This is a genomic window from Streptomyces sp. A18, from assembly GCF_059026065.1.
Genome location: NZ_JBWLKL010000018.1, coordinates 24,544 through 43,927, shown reverse-complemented (window position 1 = coordinate 43,927; position 19,384 = coordinate 24,544). Strand labels below are relative to the sequence as shown.

The following is a 19,384-nucleotide window of genomic DNA, read 5'->3' as shown; positions in this document are numbered from 1 at the left end:
TGCGTTCAGATGCCGCAGGCCGACGCCGACCAGAAGCGGCTTGCGCGGTGATCGAGGTGGGTGTGGTCGCTGTGGCCGGGGTAGCCGGGGCCGAGGATTCCGTTGAAGCCGTGATTGCGGGCCTGTTGGGCGAGGCGGCACAGCGAGTGCGGGCCCGCGCCAAGGTCGGCCGCATCGCCGTACAGGTGGCGGCTGCCGGCTGCTCCGCCGACCGCGTCGTTGCAGGCATGCGAGCGGAAGCCGCTGGTCACGCGAATGGGTTGGTCGCCGAGGGCGTGTCGCAATGCCTCAAGTTTCCACATGGTGCGCAACGCGTTTGCTTTCGCCGTGCTTGCGCTCACTGCGCCGCCCGCCCAGGTGGAGTTGCAGGTGTTGAGTTCGGCGTAGGTGAAGTGGATCGGTGTGCAGTCGTTGTCCTGGAGGGCGTAGATCTTGCTGAATGTCGCCGGGCCTGCAACGCCGTCGGCGGCCAGGCCGTAAGCCGTCTGGAACCGTTTGACCGCGGCAGTGGTCGCCGGCCCGTAGGCACCGTCGATGGCGAGCGCGCCACCGCTCCCGGCGTGGCCTGCTACCCGTATCTGCAAGTGCGTCACGTCGGCCCCCGAGGCTCCTTGGGACAGGGTGCGCGACCACGTGTAGCAGCCGTCGGCCTGAGCGGTTCCCGTCGTTGCCACGAGACCGCCCAAGGTTGCTGCAATGAGCATGACAATCGACAGGACGAGTCGTGCGGTGCGTCTGGTCATCAAGGCACTCCATGGGGGTGGGGGAGGGGAGGTGCGCACGTGCGTTCCGAGCCTGGCGGGATGGGTGGCGCACGTCAACGGGGCGCGAACGGCCGTCATTTGTCAGACCATTGGCGATCGATGGCCTGGATGGCGGAGTACCGGATAGATGACCGGGGTTGCTCACACCGGACCGCCAGGACCGCCAGGTTCAGGCCGAGCCGGTCGAGCCGGCCGCGCTGCGGCGGTCCCGTCCACGACCGAAAGCAGGTCCACGACGAAGATCAGCGTCGAGCCCGCCGGGATCAACGCAGAAGGTGACTGCCTGCCGTAGCCGAGACGCGGGGGAACGATGATCTCGCGACGGCCGCCGACTTTCATTCCCCGTACTCCGCGGTCCCAGCCCTTGATGGCCCTGCCACCGCCCACGGCGAACTTGAACGGCCGGTCCTCCTCCCAGGAGGAGTCGAACTCCCTGCCGGAAGCGAATGTGACTCCTACGTAGTGCACTCGGATGACCCTGCCCGGCTGGGCCTCGGCTCCGTCCCCCACCACGAGGTCCCGGGTCGTCAGCTCGGTGGGCGCGTCACCCTCCGGAACCTTGATCGTGGGCTTCGTCAGTTCGCTCATCCCGGTCCCATCGTTCGCCGCCGGAGCCCCTCTCACGGGCCGGCCGACCACACGGACATTCCATGCGCCGGACGATCACGCTACCGGCAAGGCCCCCGTGGTGTTGTGCGCGACGGTTGCTATGGCCGCCACGACGAGAAATCCAAGCCGATGCGAAGACCCGCCGTCCTGACGCCGTCGGCGGAAACTCCCGCCGCCGTACGAAAAGGCTTTGGCCGCGCAGGCTGGGCGATACTGATGGTGACAGTCGCCCCGCCCCGGGCCGGCCTCGTACGCGGGCCCTGGTGGTGGGACGCACCTTTATCGATGTCTCCGAGGGGAGCCGTTCATGACCACGGCGAAGGACCTGTTCATCATCGCCATGGACCTGAAGCATCCGGTGGGGCAGGGCGACCTGTCCCTCGCACTCGCGGGGGCCGAGCTGATCGATCTCATCGGTGCGGGGGCGGTTGCCGTGGACGGCGACCGCATTGTGCCGGGTGGACAGCTGACGCTGGACGACCGGTTCATGGGCGAGGCTGCGGCAGGACTTACTCGGCAGGCGCCCTATGAGCGGATCGAGGACTGGCTGTGGCGCCGGGGTCGAGACCTCTCGGCCGCGTACCAGGCCGCCCTGGAGGATGACGATGAGCTGAAGCCGCAGCGAAGGGGTCGGTTGCTCTTCGGCTCGGAACGTGTGGAACCGGTCGATACGCCCGCGCGCCGCCGTGCAGCCGACCGCTGGAACGAGAAGGAACCCGTCCTGACTGCCCTCGCCTCGGCCGTGGGCATCGACGACGAACCATCCGACGATGAGCTCGGCCTCGATGACGAAGCGGTGACGACCGTGCTGGCCGTCGTCCACGACGCGGTGATGGAGTTGGAGGCCGTACGGCAGAAGCGGAACATCGAGAACGCTGCCTTCGCCAACCTCTGGCGCGGACCGTGAGTCGAGCCCGCCCCCGGGGTCGCGGTCGCGTGTGACGACGACGTGCTCGCACGGCAGTTGGGCGACGCCTGCAGCATGTCCGTGGACCAGTTCCGGTCAGGGTCGCGCGGCCGACACCTGGAGACTGGGTCTGCGTCCGGCTCACAGCCCGCAGTGTTGGGCCTGGTGGCGATGGCGGTGACGATCTGCGTCCTCGTCCTGCGCGGTAAGTGACGCGACCACCAGCGCGAGCGGAACTGATCGGGCCCGATTCGTAACAGACTGCGACACCCCCCGGACAGGCGGTGTCTTCCGCGCTGCGCTCCCGCCCTCGCACCACTCCGGGGGCAGTCATGCGCTTCCGGATCCTCGCCACGGCTCTCGCGGCCCTGACACTGCCACTGGTCGCATGCGGCAGCCATTCCGACCCCAAGGAGCCGGCGTCGGCGGACAAGCCGACCACGTCGGAGAGCGCGACTGCGAGGACCCCGACCTCCCCCTCAGCACCGTGATCGACGGCGCCACCAATGGCGGCGAGGCCGCGATGGGTGCGTATCAGGCCGGTGAGGAGCCGGTCGCCGGGTGCCAGAGCCGTACACACTGCCGCTGCTGTTGAAGAACCTGGTGTGGTCGGACCGTCCGCCCTTTGCTCGTTTCCGTAGCCCGATGCAGGCGCAGTGCCGTGGAGCCGACGGGCACGTACGTGGTCGACCGTCCTGCCCGCGTCGCTCGTCGAGGTGCTGGGTATGTCGCTCGAGCCCGGCAACCAGCCCGCTCTCACCGACGGACCCTCCTCCGCGTTCACGGAGCGGCTGTGATCGCCGCGATCGATGGCGTCATCACCCTGCTGGTCATGCGAAGTGAGAAGTCCTCTGCAGCCGCAGCGCAGTCTCAGGCTGCCCCGGCCGCGCGCGATGAGCAGGTCGGTGTATGGGCGGTGGTCTGCCGCGCGCCGGGGGCCCCGGGGGAGTGCCCGGGGCGGGCGTACCGGGTACCGGGAATACCCCCGGGGGGTATATGGTTATGATCGTCGTCCTGAACGGACGGGCAACGCGATAAGGCGCATCACACCAAGGGAGATGTCATGAAGAATCACTCCGGCCACGACCAGAGCATCCACAGCGCTCACAACGGTCACAGCGGTCACAGCGAAGCCCGGCCTGGTGGTCTTGCGGTCTCCGAGAACGGGTACACACTCGAGCTCGACTCGACGATCCTCACGGCCGGCGTGCAGCCGGTCAGCTTCCGGGTGATCGGCCCTGACAGGCAGACGCAGACCGGGTTCAAGTCAGAGCACGACAAGAAGCTGCACTTCATTGCCGTCCGGCGTGACACGGCCGGGTTCCAGCACGTGCACCCGGTGATGGACGAGAAGGGCACCTGGAGTGTCGACCTGGCCCTGGAACCGGGGGACTGGAGGCTCTTCGCCGACGTGCACCCGGTCGGCTTCGACGGGACCATGACGCTGGGGATCGACGTCGCGGTCACGGGGCCATACGACCCGCTGCCACTCCCCGAGGCCACCGGGATCGCACAGATAGGCGAGTACACGGTCGCCCTCGACGGCGAGCTCCTGCCCGGTGAGGCAAGCGAACTGACCCTCACCGTCAGCCGGAACGGCCGCCCCGTCACCGACCTTCAGCCCTACCTGGCCGCATACGGACACCTGGTGGCACTGCGGGTCGGAGACCTGGGATACCTCCACGTCCACCCGGAGGGCGAGCCCGGTGACGGCACCACCGCACCGGGACCCGGGATCTCCTTCATGGCGGTCGCGCCCACGGCCGGCACCTACCGCCTGTACCTGGACTTCCAGCACAACGACGTGGTCCGAACTGCCGAGTTCACCGTGCGGACCGCCGCCCCGGGCCACACCCCCGCCCCCGCCCCCGAGCACGGCGGACACCACCACGGCCACCACGCACACCACTGACCGCACGGGAACGCACGTAGCCCGCACCGAGAACACCGAGAAGGAGCGTCATGCCCCGCCTGACCCAACTCACGCCGGACACGGCGGTCGGCGCCTCGCGCGATCTCCTCGCCGACCTGGTCTCCCGCCATGGCCAGATCGGTGCCATGGTCTCCACGATGGCGCACTCGCCGGCCGTGCTGGGCGGCTACCTCCAGCTCAGCCGGGCGATGGGGCGAGCCAAGCTCGACCGCGAGATCAGTGAACGGATCTCGATCGCCGTACAGGCCCAGCAGGGATGCAAGCTGTGCCTCGACGCCCATGTGAGTGCCGTTCGCGCCATGGGAGTTGACGAAGGAGAGATCGAGCGAGCCCACGCGGGCACCTCGGCCGATCCCGCGATCGCGGCGATCATCACCCTCGCCCTCCAGATCTATCGCGAGCCCACGTCGATCACCGACGAACAGGTCATCGCGCTGCGTGAACACGGCTACAGCGACCGGGCGATAGCCGACGTCGTCGGCATCGTCGCACTCAACCTCCTCACCGGCGCCTTCAACCTGCTCGCCGGCCTGACACCGGGGAGCGGCACCGATGCGTAGAGACGACACCCCCGCCTGTACGCGTGGGGCACGGCCCGAGCCCCGGGACCGTGCCCCACCGCCTGGACACGGAAGGAACCCGCCATGCGACTGTTCGCCGTCCGCGACTACCGCCACCTGTTCGGCGCCCAGGTCATCGCCCTGTTCGGCACCGGACTGACCACAGTGGCCCTCGGCCTGCTCGCCTACGACCTCGCAGGACCCCGCGCCGGCATGGTCCTCGGCACCGCCCTGACCATCAAGATGGTCATGTACGTGGTCATAGCCCCGCTGACCGCCGCGTACGTCGACCGGCTCCCCAGGAGAACTCTCCTGGTCCTGTTCGACGTGGTCCGCGGCGCGGTGGTCCTGGCCCTGCCGCTGGTCACCGAGGTCTGGCACATCTACGTCCTGATCGGCCTGCTCCAAGCCGGCTCCGCCGCCTTCACACCGACCTTCCAGGCCGTCATCCCCGACATCGTCACCGAGGAGTCCGACTACACGCGCGCCCTGTCCGCCTCCCAGGTCGCCTCCACCATGGAGAGCCTGCTCAGCCCCGTGCTCGCAGCCCTCGCCCTGACGTTCATGAGCTTCAACTGGCTGTTCCTGGGCACCTCAGCCGGATTCCTGCTCTCCGCCCTGCTCGTCCTGTCGACACACATTCCGGACGCCCGCCCCAGCACCCACACCAAGGCATGGGACAAGGCGGCATCCGGCATCAGGACCTTCCTCAGGACGCCGCGGCTGCGCGGTGTCATGGCGCTCAACCTCGTGGTTGCGGCGGCAGGGTCGATCGTCGTCGTCAACACCGTCAACTACGTCCGTGACGAGCTCGGCGGCTCACAGTCAAACGTCGCCTGGATGCTCGCCGCCTCCGGCGCCGGAACCCTCGTGGCCGCCCTCGTACTACCCCGCGTTCTCGACCGGACCGCCGCCCGCACCGTGATGATGACCGGCGCCGGAGTCCTCGTCGGCGGCACGATCGCCGCGGTGACGCTCACCGCCACTGGCCTCACCACATGGGCCGGTACGGCGATCATCTGGACAGTGATCGGCATCGGCATGGCACTGATCATCACGCCGACCGGCAAGGTCCTGCGCGCCTCCGTCACACGGACCGCGATCCCCGGGGCATTCGCGGCCCAGTTCTCCCTCTCCCACCTGGCCTGGCTGATCACCTATCCCGTCGCGGGATGGCTCGGCACGAGTGCAGGCTTCACCCTCGCCTGGTCCGTCCTCGCGGTCCTTGCGGGAGCAGGAGCGATCGGTGCCCTCCTGCTGTGGCCGCGCCACGACGGGCGAGGAGCCACGACCGACTCCGTGACATTCGCCCAGCGCGAGCCCAGCAAGGATCGGTCCACCTTGTCCAAGGCCGCGTGAACCGCAGCGCCGTGATCTCGTGACGTCACGCCTGCGTCCACTACCACCCGAATCCGTCCGGTGGCAGCGTCTCAATGCCAGACGTACGTTCGGTCCAAACTGGTGGATCTGGATTTCCGTCACCGTGTCCGCGTGAGAGAGGAAGTTCCGTGAGCGAAGACATCTGGGGCTACCACCCCGCCTCGGGGTACGAGGAGGGGGTCGACCTCATCGGCTACAAGGTCGAGGCCACCGATGGCCACATCGGGAAGATCGACAAGCACTCGGAAGACGTCGGCTCGGCGCACTTGGTCGTCGACACCGGGGCCTGGATCTTCGGCAAGCACGTCCTGCTGCCCGCGGGGACCATCAAGCGCATCGACACCGTCGAGGAAAAGGTCTACGTCGATCGGACGAAGGAGCAGATCAAATCCGCCCCCGAATTCGACGAGGCCAAGTACAGCAGCGAGCCCACCTACCTGGAACAGTTCGCCCGCTACTACAACCGGCCGCACATGTAGTCGTCGCTCGCCCAGGGGCGGCGGTCTGCCGCCTGCGGCGGGCCTGAGCTAGTCGTAGGCGAGCAGGCCGGTGCGGAGGCGGGCGAGGGTGGCGGAGAGCAGCCGGGATACGTGCATTTGTGAGATGCCGAGCTCCGCGCCGATCTGGGCCTGCGTCAGCTCCTGGCCGAAACGCATTTCGATGATGCGGCGTTCCCGTTCCCCGAGGTCGGCCAGAAGCGGGGCCAGGGCGTGCAGGTTCTCGAACGTCTCCATGGCGGGGTCCGCCGCACCCATGACGTCGGCGAGAGAGTGCTCGCTGGTGCCGCCGTTCTCGCCCACGGCGTGCGGGGTGTCCAGGGAGCCGGCGGCGTAGCCGTTGGCGGCAACGATCGCCTCCAGGACCCGTTCCTCGATCACCCCCAGATCGGCCGCGAGCTCCTTGACGGTCGGCTCGCGGCCGAGCCTGGAGGACAGCCGGTCCCTGGACTTGAGTAGTTCGGTGCGGAGTTCTTGCAGACCGCGCGGTACATGCACGGCCCAACTGTTGTCACGGAAGTGGCGTTTGATCTCCCCGAGGATGTAGGGAACGGCGAAGGAGACGAATTCGACCCCGCGGCTGACGTCGAATCGGTCAATCGCCTTGATGAGCCCCATGGTTCCGACCTGGACGATGTCCTCCAGCTGGCCGTTGCCGCGGTTACGGAATCGGCCGGCCACGTAGTGCACCAGGGTGAGGTTCATCTCGATCAGCGTGTTGCGTGTGTACAGATAGTCGGCGGATCCCCGTTCAAGTACCTGGAGTTGGTCGAAGAAGAGCTTCGACAGTTCTCGTGCGTCCTTCGGTGCAACCTGGCCTGCTTCCTCGATCCGTGGCAGTCCGGCGACCTGATCCCGCGCCCGCTCGACCGCCTCCGGCGCGTCCACGTCCACTGCCTGCTGAAACATCGTCTGGCTCCTCACTCTCTCGCCCTGCGTTTCTCAGCTCGCGATGACGGTGAAGGGGTTCCCCTCACGGTCTCCCAGCACGGCTTCGCGCCGCTTACCGGGCCCGCTAGGCGGTGAGATGACTCGCCCGCCCCAGCCCACGGCCGCCGCGGCGGCCATGTCGACGTCTGCCACTCGGAAGCACGCGTGCCAGCCCGGAAACACACCGCCTGTGAACGCCGCCTCCTTGAGCGCGGCGACCGTGCGCAGCCCGTCGCGCACCGAGATCTGTCCGCCGACGTACTCCACCTCGCAGCTGTCTCTCGCCCCGCCGGCCCAGCCCAGCACGCCCCCGTAGAAGAGGGCGGTGGCGAAGATGTCCCTGGTGTACAGCTCAAGGCGGGCGACGGGACCATCGCCCACGCGCCAGCGGTCGAAGGGTGCCTTCTCGCGCAGGCCGAACACGGCGTTCTGGGGGCCCGCCGCCACGGCGATCCGACCGGTACCGGTGGTCAGGGGGCCGACGGCGACGGTGGCGCCGTGCTCCCGCAGCCGGCTCACGGTGGCGTCCACGTCAGTGACGGCGAAGTAGGGAATCCAACCTGCGCCGACCCCGAGATCACACGTCGCCCGACTGACGGTCCCCACCGGAGCACCGGCCTTCAGAGCCAGCAGACGCGCATTGCGCGGGGGGTCCGGCAGTGGGATGTGGCACCAGCCAAGTACCCGGGCGTAGAACTCCTTGGCGGCCAGGTGGTCACGTGCTGCCAGGCTCAACCAGCACGGACCGCCGTCCGCCCTTCCTGTGGCACGCGGGGGCCGCGTGCCGACGGGCGTGGCGGATCGTCGCACGCCGTCCGGGACCAGCCGTAGGCCCTCGTTTGTATCGCTCACCTTGATGTGCCTTGGCACAGCACCCTCTCCTCACCTGGACCTGGTTGTGGCGGTCTCGACCAGTGGTTCCGCAGAGGGTGGGGCGCATACCGGGACTTTTCTCATGCGTCCCGGGGACCAAGGGCCTGGCGAGGCTGGTGCAAAGGGCCCGCACCCTTCGGCAGCCGCGCGAACGGGCCAGAAGCCTTTCGAGGGCGGGCCGTTGGTCCCGGTAGAAACGCGCGCGCCGTGGGGAGTGGAGGGAGAGCTCAGACAGAGAAGCAGGACGGATCGAAGGAGGCAGTCAACTCATGCGAACCATCAGGCGAGTAAGGCGTGTGTTGTACGGGGCTGTGTGCCGGTCCACCCGCGAGCGGGGGCGTCGTCCGCTCGCCTGACGAGTGTCCGCACAGAACAACGAGTGTCCGCACAGAACGAAAGGAGCACCACGTGCTCAGGCCCCACCCCGCAGCCCTGTACAGCCTGCTCGAAGTTCACTCCTCGCTGCGAGATCTGCAGGCCCAGGAAGACTCGGCCGAGGTCCGGCGCAGGCTGGACGACGTGTCGTACACATTGTGCGTGTCCACCGGCACGCGGACTCCCGAGGCGGCTCTGGCCGCCGCGCGGGCTCAGCTCGCCGGAGTGGCCACCCAGGACGACGCCCGCCTGTCCGCCTGAGCTGCTGATCAGCGTTGGCACATCGCCGAGACCCTGCACGGCTTCGCGGATCATGATGAGCTGAGAAGTGCGTGCCGCTGGACGATCACGCATAGCGGGAGTTCGAACGCACCAGCGACCCGACAGAAGGGGGCCGCCGTGAGCGAGAAGGACGGCCTGCGGACCTACCGCGGGAAACGGAATTTCGACAAGACGAGCGAGCCGAGCGGCGAGCGTACGGCGCGCGACGAAGCCGCGCCGGCGGCTGATGACGAGCCGACGTTCGTCGTGCAGATCCACGATGCGAGCACGATGCATTTCGACTTCCGCCTTGAGGTCGACGGTGTGCTCAAGTCCTGGTCGGTCCCCAAGGGACCTTCCACTGATCCGCACGACAAGAGGCTCGCCATCCCCACAGAGGATCACCCTCTGGAGTACAGGGACTTCGAAGGCGTGATTCCCGAGGGCGAGTACGGCGGCGGGACCGTCATTGTCTGGGACCGCGGCACTTACACCCCGACGAGTCACGACAAGCGCGAACGGCCGGTTCCCTTCGGCGAGTCCCTGGAAAAGGGCCATGCCACCTTCGATCTGCACGGCGAGAAGCTGCGCGGACAGTTCGCGCTCACCCGGTTCCACGGCCGTGAGGAGAAGAGCGGTGGGCCCGCGAAGAAAGCGACGTGGCTGCTCGTGCGGACCGGGTCCGGGCGCGGCAAGGGCACCGGGGGTGGGACACCTGACCCGCGACGGGCACGCTCGGCACGCAGCGGACGTACGTTGCACCAGGTCGCCGAGGACCCGAACGCCCCCAGATGGGAGCCGGACGGCGGTGAGCAGGGGTGACCGGTCTGCGGGACATACTGCCGCCCGATTTGGACCGATCTGGCCCGATCGGATCGTCGCCTACTCGCACAGCCGGACGGACTTCGCGCGACTCCAGCAGCGCATGGGCCGCACCCGGCCTGGAGATGTGGCGTGGCGGCATCGGCGCGCTGCTGTAGAAGGAGCTCGACGAACTCCGGGCGTCCCGTTCGCTGTTCGAGGCCCGGACGGGCCGGGCGGCGGCGCCGGTCGGTCAGCCGAGGCCGCCGCTGCCGAAGCTGCCACCGCCCGGCTTCCGGTGATCTTCCGGATCCTGTGAAGCGCTGGGATGAGTGCTCGGGGTGCCGTAACCGCCATCGAGTTCGTGCGGCGTGAGACGTCCGCCGTCGCGGGGCACTTCGTTCGGCTCCCTGTATTCCCTCTCCTCGTGTACGGGGCCGTCCGGGGGCAGTTTCGGCTGCTCTTCCGGTCGTGGCGGCGCGGGCTCACGCGCCCGAATTCGGCGTCCCCACAAAAAGGCGGCCAAAAGCACTCCGACCACTACCAGGCCGACGATCCACATGAGCAAGGCCGGACCGGAGGAGGCGGCCAGTTCCCATTGCATAGTTTCCATATAACTGGTGTACCCGCCCTGCGCGGCTCATACCAGTCGACGTAATGACTGGTACAGGCTGACCTCCGGAAAGCGCACTCCGGAAGGGTGAAATCCCTGCGCATTGATAAACGCTGCAATTATTTACCTGGTTTTTTCGCAGCCTTCCGCATCGCAAGAGGGTGGGAGGATGAGGGAAGGAATGGGCGGCTCAGGCGACTGTGCGCAGATTGACCGGCTCGCATACTTGTTCGCGGACGCGGACCGCGGACGCGGGCGCAGGCCGCGCGTACGGGGTCAGGACTCCCGCTGGTTGTAGGCGTCGGCAGCCCGTTCGTTCAGGGCGCTTCCCCACGTCTGGAACCGGCTGCTGACGGCCCCCTCCGGCGGTTCGACCTTGGCGCCGCGACGCGGGCGAGTCCGCCCGGCAGTCGCTGGCGGCAGCATGCGCGCCACCACACCGTTGAGGCGTGTCGTCACAGCGGGCGCCACTCCGTGAGCCAGATCGGCCGCACGGGCCAGGGGAGTCAGGACCAGCCGGGTACGGCGCCGCAGCACGGCCTTGACGATCCGCTCCGCGGCGCGTTGCGCGTTCATCGAGACCAGCGGCGCACCCGCCACGGCGGAGAACCAGCCGAACTCCTTGCTGCGCAAGCCCCCGAATTCGGCCTGAAGGTGTGACCCGGTCCGCATCAGCCCGGGATATACCGCGGTGACACTGACACCGCTCGCGGCGAGTTCCGCGTGCAATCCCTCAGCGACGACGCCTGCCGCGGCCTTCGCACCTGCGTAAGGCAGCAGGTGCGGCACGCCCAACAGGCCACCCACCGAGGAGATGATGGCCAGCCGCCCACCGCTTTCGCTCGATCTGAGGTACGGAAGTGCCTCAAGGCAGGTGTGCACCGCCCCCATGAACATCGTGTCCATGGCGTCCCTGAACTCCTTGGCCCCGATGGATTCCACCGGTGCGACCTGGATGATGCCCGCGTTGGCGATGACGATGTCGGGGCCGCCGCAGGTGTCGTGGGCGGCCCGGAACATGGCGTGGACCGCCCCGTGATCTCGGACGTCACAGACGAAGGTGTGGACAGCGACGTCGGGCCTGCGGTGGAGCAGCTTCTTCTGGGCGGACGCCAGCTCATCGGCGTCGCGGGCCGCGATGATCACCGTGCAGCCGCGGGCGGCCAGCCGGTCGGCCATGAGCAGGCCGAGGCCCCGCGAGCCACCGGTGACGAGCGCGGTCTGCCCTGAGAGGGGCATTTCTGTGGTGGGTGACATGAGCGCCCGGCGCTCCTTCCCTCATCGCTTGCCGTGCACCGCGGCCACGGTGCACGGAGGTTCGGCCCGCAGTTGCAGGTCAGGGCCTGAGCAGTGTCTTGATCATGCCGTCTTCTTTGTCCTGGAACATCTGGTACGCCTTGGGACCGTCTTCCAGAGACATGTGATGCGTGGCGAAGGCGTCGACTCCGAGTGGATCATCGTCGGTCAGGAGCGGCAGGAGGTCGTTGACCCAGCGCCGTACGTTGGCCTGTCCCATCCGCAGTTGGATCTGCTTGTCGAACATGGTCAGGAGTGGCATGGGATCGACCGCGCCGCCGTACACCCCGGAGATGGAGATGGTGCCTCCGCGCCGAACGGTGTCGATCGCTGCGTAGAGCGCGTCGAGGCGATCGACACCAAAACGGCCCATCAGCTTCTCGGCCACCGCGTCGGGCAGCAGCCCGACGCCCCACTGGGCGGCCTTGGCGAGCGGCGCGCCGTGCGCCTCCATGCCCACCGCGTCGATGACGGCATCGGTGCCGCGCCCGTCTGTCAGGTCACGGATCGCGTCTCCGATGTCCTTGCCGTAGCGGCGCAGATCGAAGGCCTTGACGCCATCGGCGTATGCGCGGCTCAGCCGCTCCGGTACGAGGTCCACGCCCACGACGAGGCTTGCGCCCCGGTGGAGGGCGATACGTGCTGCCATGGCGCCGATCGGCCCGAGTCCCAGGACGGTCACCGTTCCGCCGGGCGGGATGTCGGCGTACTCGACCGCCTGCCAGGCGGTTGGCAGGACGTCGGAGAGGAAGACGAACCGGTCGTCAGGCGGGCCGTCGGGCACCTTGATGGGCAGGGTGTTGCCGAACGGCACCCGCAGGAGTTCGGCCTGGCCGCCGGGGATCTGGCCGTAGAGCTTGGTGTAGCCGAACAGGGCGGCGCCCGTGCCGCGCTCCTTGACCTGGGTGGTCTCGCACTGCGAGTGCAGGCCCCTGTCGCACATATAGCAGTGCCCGCAGGAAACGTTGAACGGAACAACCACGCGGTCACCGGCCGACAGCGCGGTGACTTCGGAGCCGACCTCTTCAACGATGCCCATCGGCTCGTGCCCGAGGATGTCGCCGGGGTCGAGGTAGGGGCCGAGAATTTCGTACAGATGCAGGTCGGAGCCGCAGACACCGGTGGACGTCACGCGCACGATCGCGTCGGTCGGGTCCTTGATCACCGGATCGGGAACGCTCTCGACGCGGACGTCGCGCCTGCCTTGCCAGGTAAGGGCTCGCATACGGTGCTTCCTCCTCACGGTCTTGCTCTGTCTCAGGTGGTGCTTCGCCGCACGCGTCGCCGCGACGGTGGCTGTCCTGAGAGGTGCGCCACCGACGTCGGGTCCCCGGCAGGGACGACTCGACTCCTTCAACTCCAGGATCTGCCTGCCCGTGTGCCTCGCGCGAGCGGTGAGGCTGCAGTTTCGGTCGGCAGGTCCCGGGAACTCGCGATGGGGTTCCGCGTGGACACGGCAAACCGGAGCGCGCGGGCCGGATGTAGTCCGGCGATGCAGGGAGGCGTCATGGAGATGTGGTGGCGGCGAGCCGCCTGTGCCGAAGAAGATCCCGAGTTGTTCTTTCCGGTCGGTACGTCAGGGCCCGCGGAGGAGGACCTGCTGGCTGCCAAGCGCGTGTGCCTTCGCTGTCCCGTCATCGAGCGGTGCCGAGACTGGGCCCTGGAAACAAGGCAGGCCTCAGGGGTGTGGGGCGGCATGGGAGAGGACGAGCGCTCAAGGTGGCGGCATCGGACGCGGAGGGCCGAGGCCCGCGGCCGCCCGGTGAAGAACTGACCCCCGGGTGGCGGGGTCGATTCCTCTCCTCCCCAGTGCGGAACGGCCCGAGTGCGAAACCGCCCGCCGGGCTGGGGCGTGATGGGGGGACGGCTCTGTTGGCCAGCAGGTCCGGCCTGCCAACCGGATGCTCCGCCTCTGCCTCAGGTTGCCGACCGGATTTGCGTGAGCGAGTTTGGTGAGAGCAGAGAGGGTTCTGGGGGCACAGCCCCAGCCGTTCGATTCTCAGGAGGAACGATGACGACGAATCCCGAGCAGGACCCGAACCAGAGCGAGGGCCCGGCGGACGGTGGTGCGGCGGGTTCGCCCGGTGTCCATGACGGTGGCGCGGACGGTGGCGCGGAAGGCCCGGCGGACGGTGGTGCGGCGGGTTCGCCCGGTGTCCATGACGGCGGTGCCGATGGTGGCGCGGAAGGCCCGGCGGACGGTGGTGCGGCGGGTTCGCCCGGTGTCCATGACGGGGGTGCCGATGGTGGCGCGGAAGGCCCGGCGGACGGTGGTGCGGCGGGTACGCCCGGCGTTCACGACGGCGGTGCCGACGGATCCGCCGGCGGCTCTTGAGCATCCCCTCGAACGAGGTTCAAGACATCGGCGCCACAACAGGCGTCAGTGGGTTGATGACACGGCTGACGGGCCTGAGCCAGGAGGAATTCGCTCGCGACGTCTGGGCCCGCACAGCGCTGCTCACGCGACGCGCGAGCGACTTCTCCGATCTGTTCTCCGCCCAAGCCGTAGATGAACTGACCTCGCGTCGGGGGCTGCGTACGCCCTTCCTGCGCGTTGCCAAGGACGGCTCCACACTTCCTGACTCGTCCTTCACCTCGCCCGCCGGTGTCGGCGCCACCATCGCTGATCAGCTGGACGACACGGCTCTGTGGCGCATGTTCGCCGACGGCGCCACGCTCGTCCTACAAGCCCTGCAGCGCACGTGGGAGCCGGTCGCGGACTTCAGCGCCCGGCTGGGTACAGAGCTGGGGCATCCGGTACAGGCCAACGCCTACGTCACGCCGCCGCAGAACCGCGGATTCGACGACCACTACGACGTCCACGACGTCTTCGTGCTGCAGATCGAAGGCGCCAAGCGCTGGTTCGTCCGTGAGCCCGTCCATCCCGACCCCCTGCGCGACCAGCCATGGACCGATCACCGCGGCGCGGTCGCCGAGGCCGCGAAGGGTGAGGCCCATATCGACTCCGTCCTCGAGCCCGGTGACGTCCTCTACCTGCCACGAGGCTGGCTGCACGCCGCCCAGGCGCAGGGCGAGGTCTCGATCCATCTGACGCTGGGGATCCATACGTGGACGCGCTACGCCCTGGCCGAACAACTCGCCCACTCCGCCCTCGCGTCGCTGCGCGACGATCCCCGGATGCGCGGCGCGCTGCCGTTGGGGGTGGGCGGACCGGACTGCGAGATCGACATGGTCCGCGAACGGCTCGTCACCGCCCTCACCGAGGTCGATTCAGCTCCGCTGTTCCACCGCACCCGGCGAGGCCAGGGGCGTCCGGCGCCGCTGGGCCCGCTGGCCCAGCTCAAGGCCGTCGACGGACTCGGCCCCCACTCACGGGTACGGCTTCGCGAGCACCTGGAAGCACGGCTGGAGGGCCCGCGTCTGGTCACGCGCGTGGGCTGGCTCGACTTCCCGGAGACTGAGCTGCCGCCGGTGACCCGCATGCTCGACGGCGAGGTCCGCACCGCCGGAGAACTCGGCACCGAACTCGCCGAGAGACTGCTGCGCGCGGGCGTACTGGTGCCCGCAGAACAGTGACGTGGCCACGGTGACGGCGGCAGAGCGCTTCTTCTGCGCCGACGCCGCGCGGACACGCGGCGATTCACTGGCGGGCACAGCGCCACACGGCTCTGTCTGGGTGCTCGTCGAGTACCGGGGCGGCTGGCCGCCCAACGGCTTCGACGGCCTCGATCTCGAGCCCCACACCAAAGCAGTCGTGTTCTCCGCCGCCCAGGCGGTGCGGGCACGCGTGCTTCTGGTCAGGCGGCACGGACGCCGCAGCACCGAGGGCCCCAGGCGCTGGGCCGTACTGCGCTACGAGAACTCGGGTGCCTACCGCCAGCAATGGGGCACATGGAGCCGTGACCAGGACTTGGCGGAGATCGCCGCTGCCCTCGATGCTCCCGGGGAACTCGGCTGTCCGCCCGTCGTCCTCGTCTGCGCCCACGGTCAGCACGACACCTGCTGTGCCGTGCGCGGGCGACCCGTGGGACGGGCCCTCAGTGAACGCTGGCCGGACCTGGTGTGGGAATGCACCCACGTCGGAGGTGACAGGTTCGCCGCCAACGTCGTAGTGGCACCCGACGGCGTCTATTACGGCGGTCTCGATGCCACGTCGTCGGTGGCAGCGGTCGAAGAGCACCTGGCCGACCGGATTCACGCGGAGCATCTGCGCGGGTACACCGATCTCTTCCCGCCGCAGCAAGCCGCGGTCTCCGCCGTGCTCAAGCGCTTCGGCCCGGCTGGCCGGCATGATTACGCGGTCGTCGGGACCTCCCGCGAAGACAACCGTTGGCGCATCCGCATCACCGGCCGCCCGCCTCGTGCGGCAGCCTTCGACGTCGAGGTGCACTCCTACCGCACGCCGCCCTGTCAACTGACCTGCCGCGGGCTGTCAGTGAGTTCCGCCGCCGTCTATGAGGTCACTTCGATCGGCGTGGCTTGAACTCCCTCGGTTCGATGCGGGGAAAGCAGCCCCGCCCATGGGTACACCGAGCCTCCTCGGGTACTCGGCGACCGCTTCGCGCTCCGCCCGGCGAGCAAGGCCGACGTGTCCCCTGCGCGCCCGGAGCGTCCGACCAACGACATGGAGGCACGGCTATGACCAGCAGTGCGGAAACCGGAAGCGTCACGGGGACGAAGGACAAGGACTACAACCTCATCTGGTACGTCGAATCGTGCCTGAACAACGCACTGCGGCTGGAGACCTACATCCAGGACGCGGAGCGCGACAAGGACACTGAACTGGCCGACCTGTTCCGCAAGTCCCAAGCGGACAGCCGCAAGGGCGCCGAACTGGGGAAGCGCCTGCTGCGCGCGCGGTTGAACGACTGACCACCCCGGTCGACCGATGACGCCTGGGGTCGAGGGGCCTCCCGGCTCGACCAGGGGGGCGAACCAGGGGGTCGAACAGCACGCAACTGCGGCAGGCTGCTCCCGGTCGCCTGCCGCAGAACTACCCTTGCCGCATGCTGAGGATCGGTATTCCAGTCATTGGTGTCACGGACCTTTCCCGCGCAGTGACCTTCTGGACGCAGGCTCTGAACCTGGTCGTCACGCAGGAGTGGAAGAGCGAGACGTGGCGAACGCTCAACCATGCCGACAGTTCTGTCCGGGCTCTTGGGCTGCTCCGCAGCGAGTTACCAGCGGAGCCGCACCCACGCATCCACCTGGACCTGTTCACCGAGACGGAGGAGGACCAACAGGCAGAGGTCCAGCGGCTGATCGGTCTCGGTGCGCAGGTCGTCGACTGGGACAGTTACCCGCCCGATCCTGACTTCGTCGTGCTCGCCGACCCGGACGGCAACATCTTCTGCGTCGTCGATCTGAGCCGTGCGCCCAGCGGGAGCAACCGGCCGCCAGATGGGCCTTCTCCTCGGCGGAGCCGTCGACCGTGAGGCGATGGGGCGTGCTTCCGGCTTGCCGACTGGGCAGGAGGGGGATCACGCTCGTTATGTGTGCATCTGCTGGTTAAGGACCGATGTGCGGGGTACCTGGCCCGACCAGCGTCGGCAGTCTTGCTGGAACCGATCGGCAGGGAGAAGAGATGTTCAACCACGACGACCAAGCGAAGCGCCCCGTCCTGGTGGGGGTCGAGCAAGGGGCTGACCAGGACGTCGTCGTACGTTACGCGGCGCGGCACGCGGCGTTGCACGGCCGTCCGCTGCACCTCCTGCATGTTGTGGAGGGATCTTCGCCGGCCGGGTCCGGGCAGGAAGGCGGAGAGCGGACGAGCCCGGTGGAGCGATCTGTTGCGGCGGTTGTGGCGCCGATGGCGCAGGCCGTCGAGTCGGAGTTCCCCGAGGTGGTGGTGACGGCCGAGGCGGTGGCCGGACGGCCCGCGGCAACGCTGGTGGAGCGTTCTGTCGAGGCGTCATGGCTGGTGATCGGGCACCGTGGCAGCGGCGGTTTCCCCCGCCTGCCCCTGGGCTCGGTGAGCTGGCAGGTGTCCACCCACGCTCGGTGTCCCGTGGTCGTCGTCCGCCCGGGGGCTGACGCCGTCAGGGGGAACCCGGTGATGGTGGGGGTGGACGTGCACGACGTGTCGGGCGAGGCCTTGGATCTCGCGTATGCCGAGGCTGACCTGAGGGGAGTCGGCCTTCGGATGGTGCACGGTGCGTTCCATATGAGCCAGATGCCCGCCGGACCCGGCATGGTCGCCCCTGATTTCGAGGCTCTCGACGAGAGGGCGCGCCAGGCGTTGGCGCAGGAGGCGGCCAAGCGTGCCAGCCGGTATCCGGAAGTCAAGGTCGATCTGCACGTCGAGCGTGTTCGGCCCGCAACCGTTCTGGCGGAGGCATCACACAAGGCGTGCCTGCTGGTCGTCGGCTCCCACGGACGTACGGGCGTGCGACGGCTCATGCTCGGGTCCGTCAGCGGCGAGGCGCTGCACACTGCCGCGTGTCCCGTGGCTGTCGTGCCGTCACCCACCAGGAACGAGTGACTGGAGGCCCGAGGTGTGGGCGGCTCCGGGCGGGTGCCGCTGGAGCGAGGGGCCGAGCGACGGTCATGACTCGAGCCGGGGCTCCCCGAGAAGCCCCGCCACAAGGTCGCGGACGTACGCCTCATCCGTATCGGGAATCGAGAAGACCACCCGGAAGTAGAGCGGCGCAACGATCCGATCCAGAATCTGCTCCAGAGAGGGGGGCGGGGGCGCGTCGTCGCGCTCCCGCGCCGCGTCGAGGACGGGACTGAAGCGCGCGCTGACCCTGCGCAGACACTCCCGCAGTCCTGCGTGCCGCTCGTCGACGTCGGGCGCGACCTCGGCGCGGAAGAACGCGACGCCGCCGGGCCGGGAGAGCTCCGTCAGTGTCCAGGCCGCCTGATTCTCCAGGTCGGTGCGTAGATCGCCGACGAGCGGGGGCGCGTCGGCATCACCGCGGTGCTCGGCTACGTCGGCCAGGAGCGCGGCGAGCGTCCCCCAACGCCGGTAGAGGGTGCTGGAGTTGACCCCCGCCCGCTTGGCCACCGCAGGGAGGGTCACCTGGTCGGCGCCGTGCTCGCCCACCAGCGCGACCACGGCGCTGTGTACGTCGGCACGGACGCGGCTGCTGCGGCCGCCGGGCCGCTTGGTCGATGCGTCAGCGTTCACCCCTCCACTCTAAAGCAAAGACTTGCGCCTTAGTGAGCGGTGCGCTTACAGTCGCGCTAAAGCGGAGATCACCGCTTTAGTGTTGTCGAAGGGAATGCCATGTCCACCAACGAAGCCGCCCTCGCCCTCGGGCGCACCTTCCACCAGGCCCTCGTCTCGGGCGACTGGGACGGTATCCGGGCCCTGCTGCACGACAACGCCACCTGGACTCTGCCCGGCGACAACACCATCTCCGGCACAGCGGACGGCGCCGACGCCGTGGTGGAGCGCGCTCAGCAGATCGCCTCGTACGGCCTCGACTTCGACCTGCTGCACATCCTGGTCAGCAGGGAGAACATGGCGCTCTCCCTGCACAACACCGCGCACCGCGAGGACGCCGTGCTGGACGAATACCTGAGCACGGTATGCCGGCTCCGCGACGGAAAGATCGCGAGCATCGAGACCTATCTCTCCGATGTGCCCGGGATGAACGCCTTCTTCGTCTGACGAGCGGTC

The 19,384-nt window shown here is 68.4% G+C and carries 24 protein-coding genes; 15 read left to right on the top strand and 9 right to left on the bottom strand.

From position 1 onward, the window contains the following. Positions 1-5: 5 nt before the first annotated feature. Both AC5P1C_RS25615 and AC5P1C_RS25610 read right to left on the bottom strand, forming a co-directional pair. The gene (locus tag AC5P1C_RS25615) at positions 6-743 is read right to left on the bottom strand and encodes a D-Ala-D-Ala carboxypeptidase family metallohydrolase (protein WP_493868266.1); all 738 of its coding nucleotides are present in this window, start codon (positions 741-743) and stop codon (positions 6-8) included. 162 nt (positions 744-905) lie between these two features. Further along, positions 906-1,352, bottom strand: a complete 447-nt coding sequence (locus AC5P1C_RS25610) for an FKBP-type peptidyl-prolyl cis-trans isomerase (protein WP_493868265.1) — start codon at positions 1,350-1,352, stop codon at positions 906-908. 328 nt (positions 1,353-1,680) lie between these two features. On the opposite strand from AC5P1C_RS25610, the gene AC5P1C_RS25605 reads away from it, so the two are divergent. The 6 genes from AC5P1C_RS25605 to AC5P1C_RS25580 all read left to right on the top strand — a co-directional run bounded on the left by AC5P1C_RS25605 (position 1,681) and on the right by AC5P1C_RS25580 (position 6,632). Further along, complete coding sequence (locus tag AC5P1C_RS25605; RefSeq protein ID WP_493868264.1) at positions 1,681-2,280, top strand: GOLPH3/VPS74 family protein; 600 nt, start codon at positions 1,681-1,683, stop codon at positions 2,278-2,280. A 656-nt stretch (positions 2,281-2,936) separates the two neighbouring features. Then, positions 2,937-3,077: a hypothetical protein gene (locus tag AC5P1C_RS25600; RefSeq protein WP_493868263.1), complete on the top strand. Its 141-nt coding sequence runs from the start codon at positions 2,937-2,939 to the stop codon at positions 3,075-3,077. A gap of 266 nt (positions 3,078-3,343) precedes the next feature. Then, positions 3,344-4,192, top strand: a complete 849-nt coding sequence (locus tag AC5P1C_RS25595; protein WP_493868262.1) for a DUF8832 domain-containing protein — start codon at positions 3,344-3,346, stop codon at positions 4,190-4,192. A gap of 50 nt (positions 4,193-4,242) precedes the next feature. Continuing rightward, positions 4,243-4,773 (top strand): carboxymuconolactone decarboxylase family protein, encoded by a 531-nt coding sequence (locus AC5P1C_RS25590; RefSeq protein WP_493868261.1) that lies wholly within the window; start codon positions 4,243-4,245, stop codon positions 4,771-4,773. Between the two features lie 84 nt (positions 4,774-4,857). Continuing rightward, positions 4,858-6,132: an MFS transporter gene (locus tag AC5P1C_RS25585; RefSeq protein ID WP_493868260.1), complete on the top strand. Its 1,275-nt coding sequence runs from the start codon at positions 4,858-4,860 to the stop codon at positions 6,130-6,132. Between the two features lie 149 nt (positions 6,133-6,281). After that, on the top strand, positions 6,282-6,632 hold the full coding sequence (locus AC5P1C_RS25580; RefSeq protein WP_493868259.1) for a PRC-barrel domain-containing protein: 351 nt from the start codon (positions 6,282-6,284) through the stop codon (positions 6,630-6,632). A 48-nt stretch (positions 6,633-6,680) separates the two neighbouring features. On the opposite strand, the gene AC5P1C_RS25575 is transcribed toward AC5P1C_RS25580, so the two are convergent. Then, positions 6,681-7,559, bottom strand: coding sequence for a SigB/SigF/SigG family RNA polymerase sigma factor (locus tag AC5P1C_RS25575; RefSeq protein WP_493868258.1), 879 nt, complete (start codon positions 7,557-7,559; stop codon positions 6,681-6,683). Between the two features lie 33 nt (positions 7,560-7,592). Continuing rightward, complete coding sequence (locus AC5P1C_RS25570) at positions 7,593-8,390, bottom strand: VOC family protein (protein ID WP_493868366.1); 798 nt, start codon at positions 8,388-8,390, stop codon at positions 7,593-7,595. A 471-nt stretch (positions 8,391-8,861) separates the two neighbouring features. On the opposite strand from AC5P1C_RS25570, the gene AC5P1C_RS25565 reads away from it, so the two are divergent. Together AC5P1C_RS25565 and AC5P1C_RS25560 are read left to right on the top strand one after the other, a co-directional pair. Continuing rightward, the gene (locus AC5P1C_RS25565) at positions 8,862-9,089 is read left to right on the top strand and encodes a DUF5133 domain-containing protein (RefSeq protein ID WP_493868257.1); all 228 of its coding nucleotides are present in this window, start codon (positions 8,862-8,864) and stop codon (positions 9,087-9,089) included. A 138-nt stretch (positions 9,090-9,227) separates the two neighbouring features. Next, complete coding sequence (locus AC5P1C_RS25560; protein WP_493868256.1) at positions 9,228-9,911, top strand: DNA polymerase ligase N-terminal domain-containing protein; 684 nt, start codon at positions 9,228-9,230, stop codon at positions 9,909-9,911. Positions 9,912-10,143: 232 nt separating this feature from the next. Here the strand turns inward: AC5P1C_RS25560 and AC5P1C_RS25555 are convergent, their stop codons facing one another. The 3 genes from AC5P1C_RS25555 to AC5P1C_RS25545 form a co-directional block, all read right to left on the bottom strand. Then, positions 10,144-10,503, bottom strand: a complete 360-nt coding sequence (locus AC5P1C_RS25555) for a DUF6479 family protein (RefSeq protein WP_493868255.1) — start codon at positions 10,501-10,503, stop codon at positions 10,144-10,146. A gap of 276 nt (positions 10,504-10,779) precedes the next feature. Next, on the bottom strand, positions 10,780-11,760 hold the full coding sequence (locus tag AC5P1C_RS25550; protein ID WP_493868254.1) for an SDR family NAD(P)-dependent oxidoreductase: 981 nt from the start codon (positions 11,758-11,760) through the stop codon (positions 10,780-10,782). A 79-nt stretch (positions 11,761-11,839) separates the two neighbouring features. Next, the gene (locus tag AC5P1C_RS25545; RefSeq protein WP_493868253.1) at positions 11,840-13,024 is read right to left on the bottom strand and encodes an alcohol dehydrogenase catalytic domain-containing protein; all 1,185 of its coding nucleotides are present in this window, start codon (positions 13,022-13,024) and stop codon (positions 11,840-11,842) included. 282 nt (positions 13,025-13,306) lie between these two features. Between AC5P1C_RS25545 and AC5P1C_RS25540 the strand changes: the two genes are divergently transcribed. Beyond that, a complete protein-coding gene (locus tag AC5P1C_RS25540) occupies positions 13,307-13,573 on the top strand; it encodes a WhiB family transcriptional regulator (protein WP_493868365.1) in 267 nt (88 codons plus the stop codon). A gap of 225 nt (positions 13,574-13,798) precedes the next feature. Here AC5P1C_RS25540 and AC5P1C_RS25535 read toward each other — a convergent pair whose 3' ends face one another. Beyond that, entirely contained in the window at positions 13,799-14,098 is a 300-nt protein-coding gene (locus tag AC5P1C_RS25535) for a hypothetical protein (protein ID WP_493868252.1), read from the bottom strand. Between the two features lie 92 nt (positions 14,099-14,190). Between AC5P1C_RS25535 and AC5P1C_RS25530 the strand changes: the two genes are divergently transcribed. The 5 genes from AC5P1C_RS25530 to AC5P1C_RS25510 all read left to right on the top strand — a co-directional run bounded on the left by AC5P1C_RS25530 (position 14,191) and on the right by AC5P1C_RS25510 (position 18,241). Next, positions 14,191-15,336, top strand: a complete 1,146-nt coding sequence (locus AC5P1C_RS25530; RefSeq protein WP_493868251.1) for a cupin domain-containing protein — start codon at positions 14,191-14,193, stop codon at positions 15,334-15,336. A 10-nt stretch (positions 15,337-15,346) separates the two neighbouring features. Then, positions 15,347-16,243: a ferredoxin family protein gene (locus tag AC5P1C_RS25525; protein ID WP_493868364.1), complete on the top strand. Its 897-nt coding sequence runs from the start codon at positions 15,347-15,349 to the stop codon at positions 16,241-16,243. A 155-nt stretch (positions 16,244-16,398) separates the two neighbouring features. After that, the gene (locus tag AC5P1C_RS25520) at positions 16,399-16,632 is read left to right on the top strand and encodes a hypothetical protein (RefSeq protein ID WP_493868250.1); all 234 of its coding nucleotides are present in this window, start codon (positions 16,399-16,401) and stop codon (positions 16,630-16,632) included. 134 nt (positions 16,633-16,766) lie between these two features. Beyond that, entirely contained in the window at positions 16,767-17,195 is a 429-nt protein-coding gene (locus AC5P1C_RS25515) for a VOC family protein (RefSeq protein WP_493868249.1), read from the top strand. Positions 17,196-17,344: 149 nt separating this feature from the next. Further along, the gene (locus AC5P1C_RS25510) at positions 17,345-18,241 is read left to right on the top strand and encodes a universal stress protein (RefSeq protein ID WP_493868248.1); all 897 of its coding nucleotides are present in this window, start codon (positions 17,345-17,347) and stop codon (positions 18,239-18,241) included. A 63-nt stretch (positions 18,242-18,304) separates the two neighbouring features. Here the strand turns inward: AC5P1C_RS25510 and AC5P1C_RS25505 are convergent, their stop codons facing one another. Continuing rightward, complete coding sequence (locus tag AC5P1C_RS25505; protein ID WP_493868247.1) at positions 18,305-18,889, bottom strand: TetR/AcrR family transcriptional regulator; 585 nt, start codon at positions 18,887-18,889, stop codon at positions 18,305-18,307. Between the two features lie 99 nt (positions 18,890-18,988). Between AC5P1C_RS25505 and AC5P1C_RS25500 the strand changes: the two genes are divergently transcribed. After that, positions 18,989-19,375 (top strand): nuclear transport factor 2 family protein, encoded by a 387-nt coding sequence (locus tag AC5P1C_RS25500; protein WP_493868246.1) that lies wholly within the window; start codon positions 18,989-18,991, stop codon positions 19,373-19,375. Positions 19,376-19,384: the final 9 nt, after the last annotated feature.

Coding starts and splice junctions, on each gene's coding strand:
- AC5P1C_RS25510 (WP_493868248.1), top strand. CDS start 17,345: ATGTTCAACCACGACGACCAAGCGAAGCGCCCCGTCCTGGTGGGGGTC.
- AC5P1C_RS25520 (WP_493868250.1), top strand. CDS start 16,399: ATGACCAGCAGTGCGGAAACCGGAAGCGTCACGGGGACGAAGGACAAG.
- AC5P1C_RS25585 (WP_493868260.1), top strand. CDS start 4,858: ATGCGACTGTTCGCCGTCCGCGACTACCGCCACCTGTTCGGCGCCCAG.
- AC5P1C_RS25615 (WP_493868266.1), bottom strand. CDS start 743: ATGACCAGACGCACCGCACGACTCGTCCTGTCGATTGTCATGCTCATT.
- AC5P1C_RS25555 (WP_493868255.1), bottom strand. CDS start 10,503: ATGGAAACTATGCAATGGGAACTGGCCGCCTCCTCCGGTCCGGCCTTG.
- AC5P1C_RS25575 (WP_493868258.1), bottom strand. CDS start 7,559: ATGTTTCAGCAGGCAGTGGACGTGGACGCGCCGGAGGCGGTCGAGCGG.
- AC5P1C_RS25540 (WP_493868365.1), top strand. CDS start 13,307: ATGGAGATGTGGTGGCGGCGAGCCGCCTGTGCCGAAGAAGATCCCGAG.
- AC5P1C_RS25550 (WP_493868254.1), bottom strand. CDS start 11,760: ATGTCACCCACCACAGAAATGCCCCTCTCAGGGCAGACCGCGCTCGTC.
- AC5P1C_RS25530 (WP_493868251.1), top strand. CDS start 14,191: ATGACACGGCTGACGGGCCTGAGCCAGGAGGAATTCGCTCGCGACGTC.
- AC5P1C_RS25595 (WP_493868262.1), top strand. CDS start 3,344: ATGAAGAATCACTCCGGCCACGACCAGAGCATCCACAGCGCTCACAAC.
- AC5P1C_RS25545 (WP_493868253.1), bottom strand. CDS start 13,024: ATGCGAGCCCTTACCTGGCAAGGCAGGCGCGACGTCCGCGTCGAGAGC.
- AC5P1C_RS25610 (WP_493868265.1), bottom strand. CDS start 1,352: ATGAGCGAACTGACGAAGCCCACGATCAAGGTTCCGGAGGGTGACGCG.
- AC5P1C_RS25590 (WP_493868261.1), top strand. CDS start 4,243: ATGCCCCGCCTGACCCAACTCACGCCGGACACGGCGGTCGGCGCCTCG.
- AC5P1C_RS25500 (WP_493868246.1), top strand. CDS start 18,989: ATGTCCACCAACGAAGCCGCCCTCGCCCTCGGGCGCACCTTCCACCAG.
- AC5P1C_RS25605 (WP_493868264.1), top strand. CDS start 1,681: ATGACCACGGCGAAGGACCTGTTCATCATCGCCATGGACCTGAAGCAT.
- AC5P1C_RS25515 (WP_493868249.1), top strand. CDS start 16,767: ATGCTGAGGATCGGTATTCCAGTCATTGGTGTCACGGACCTTTCCCGC.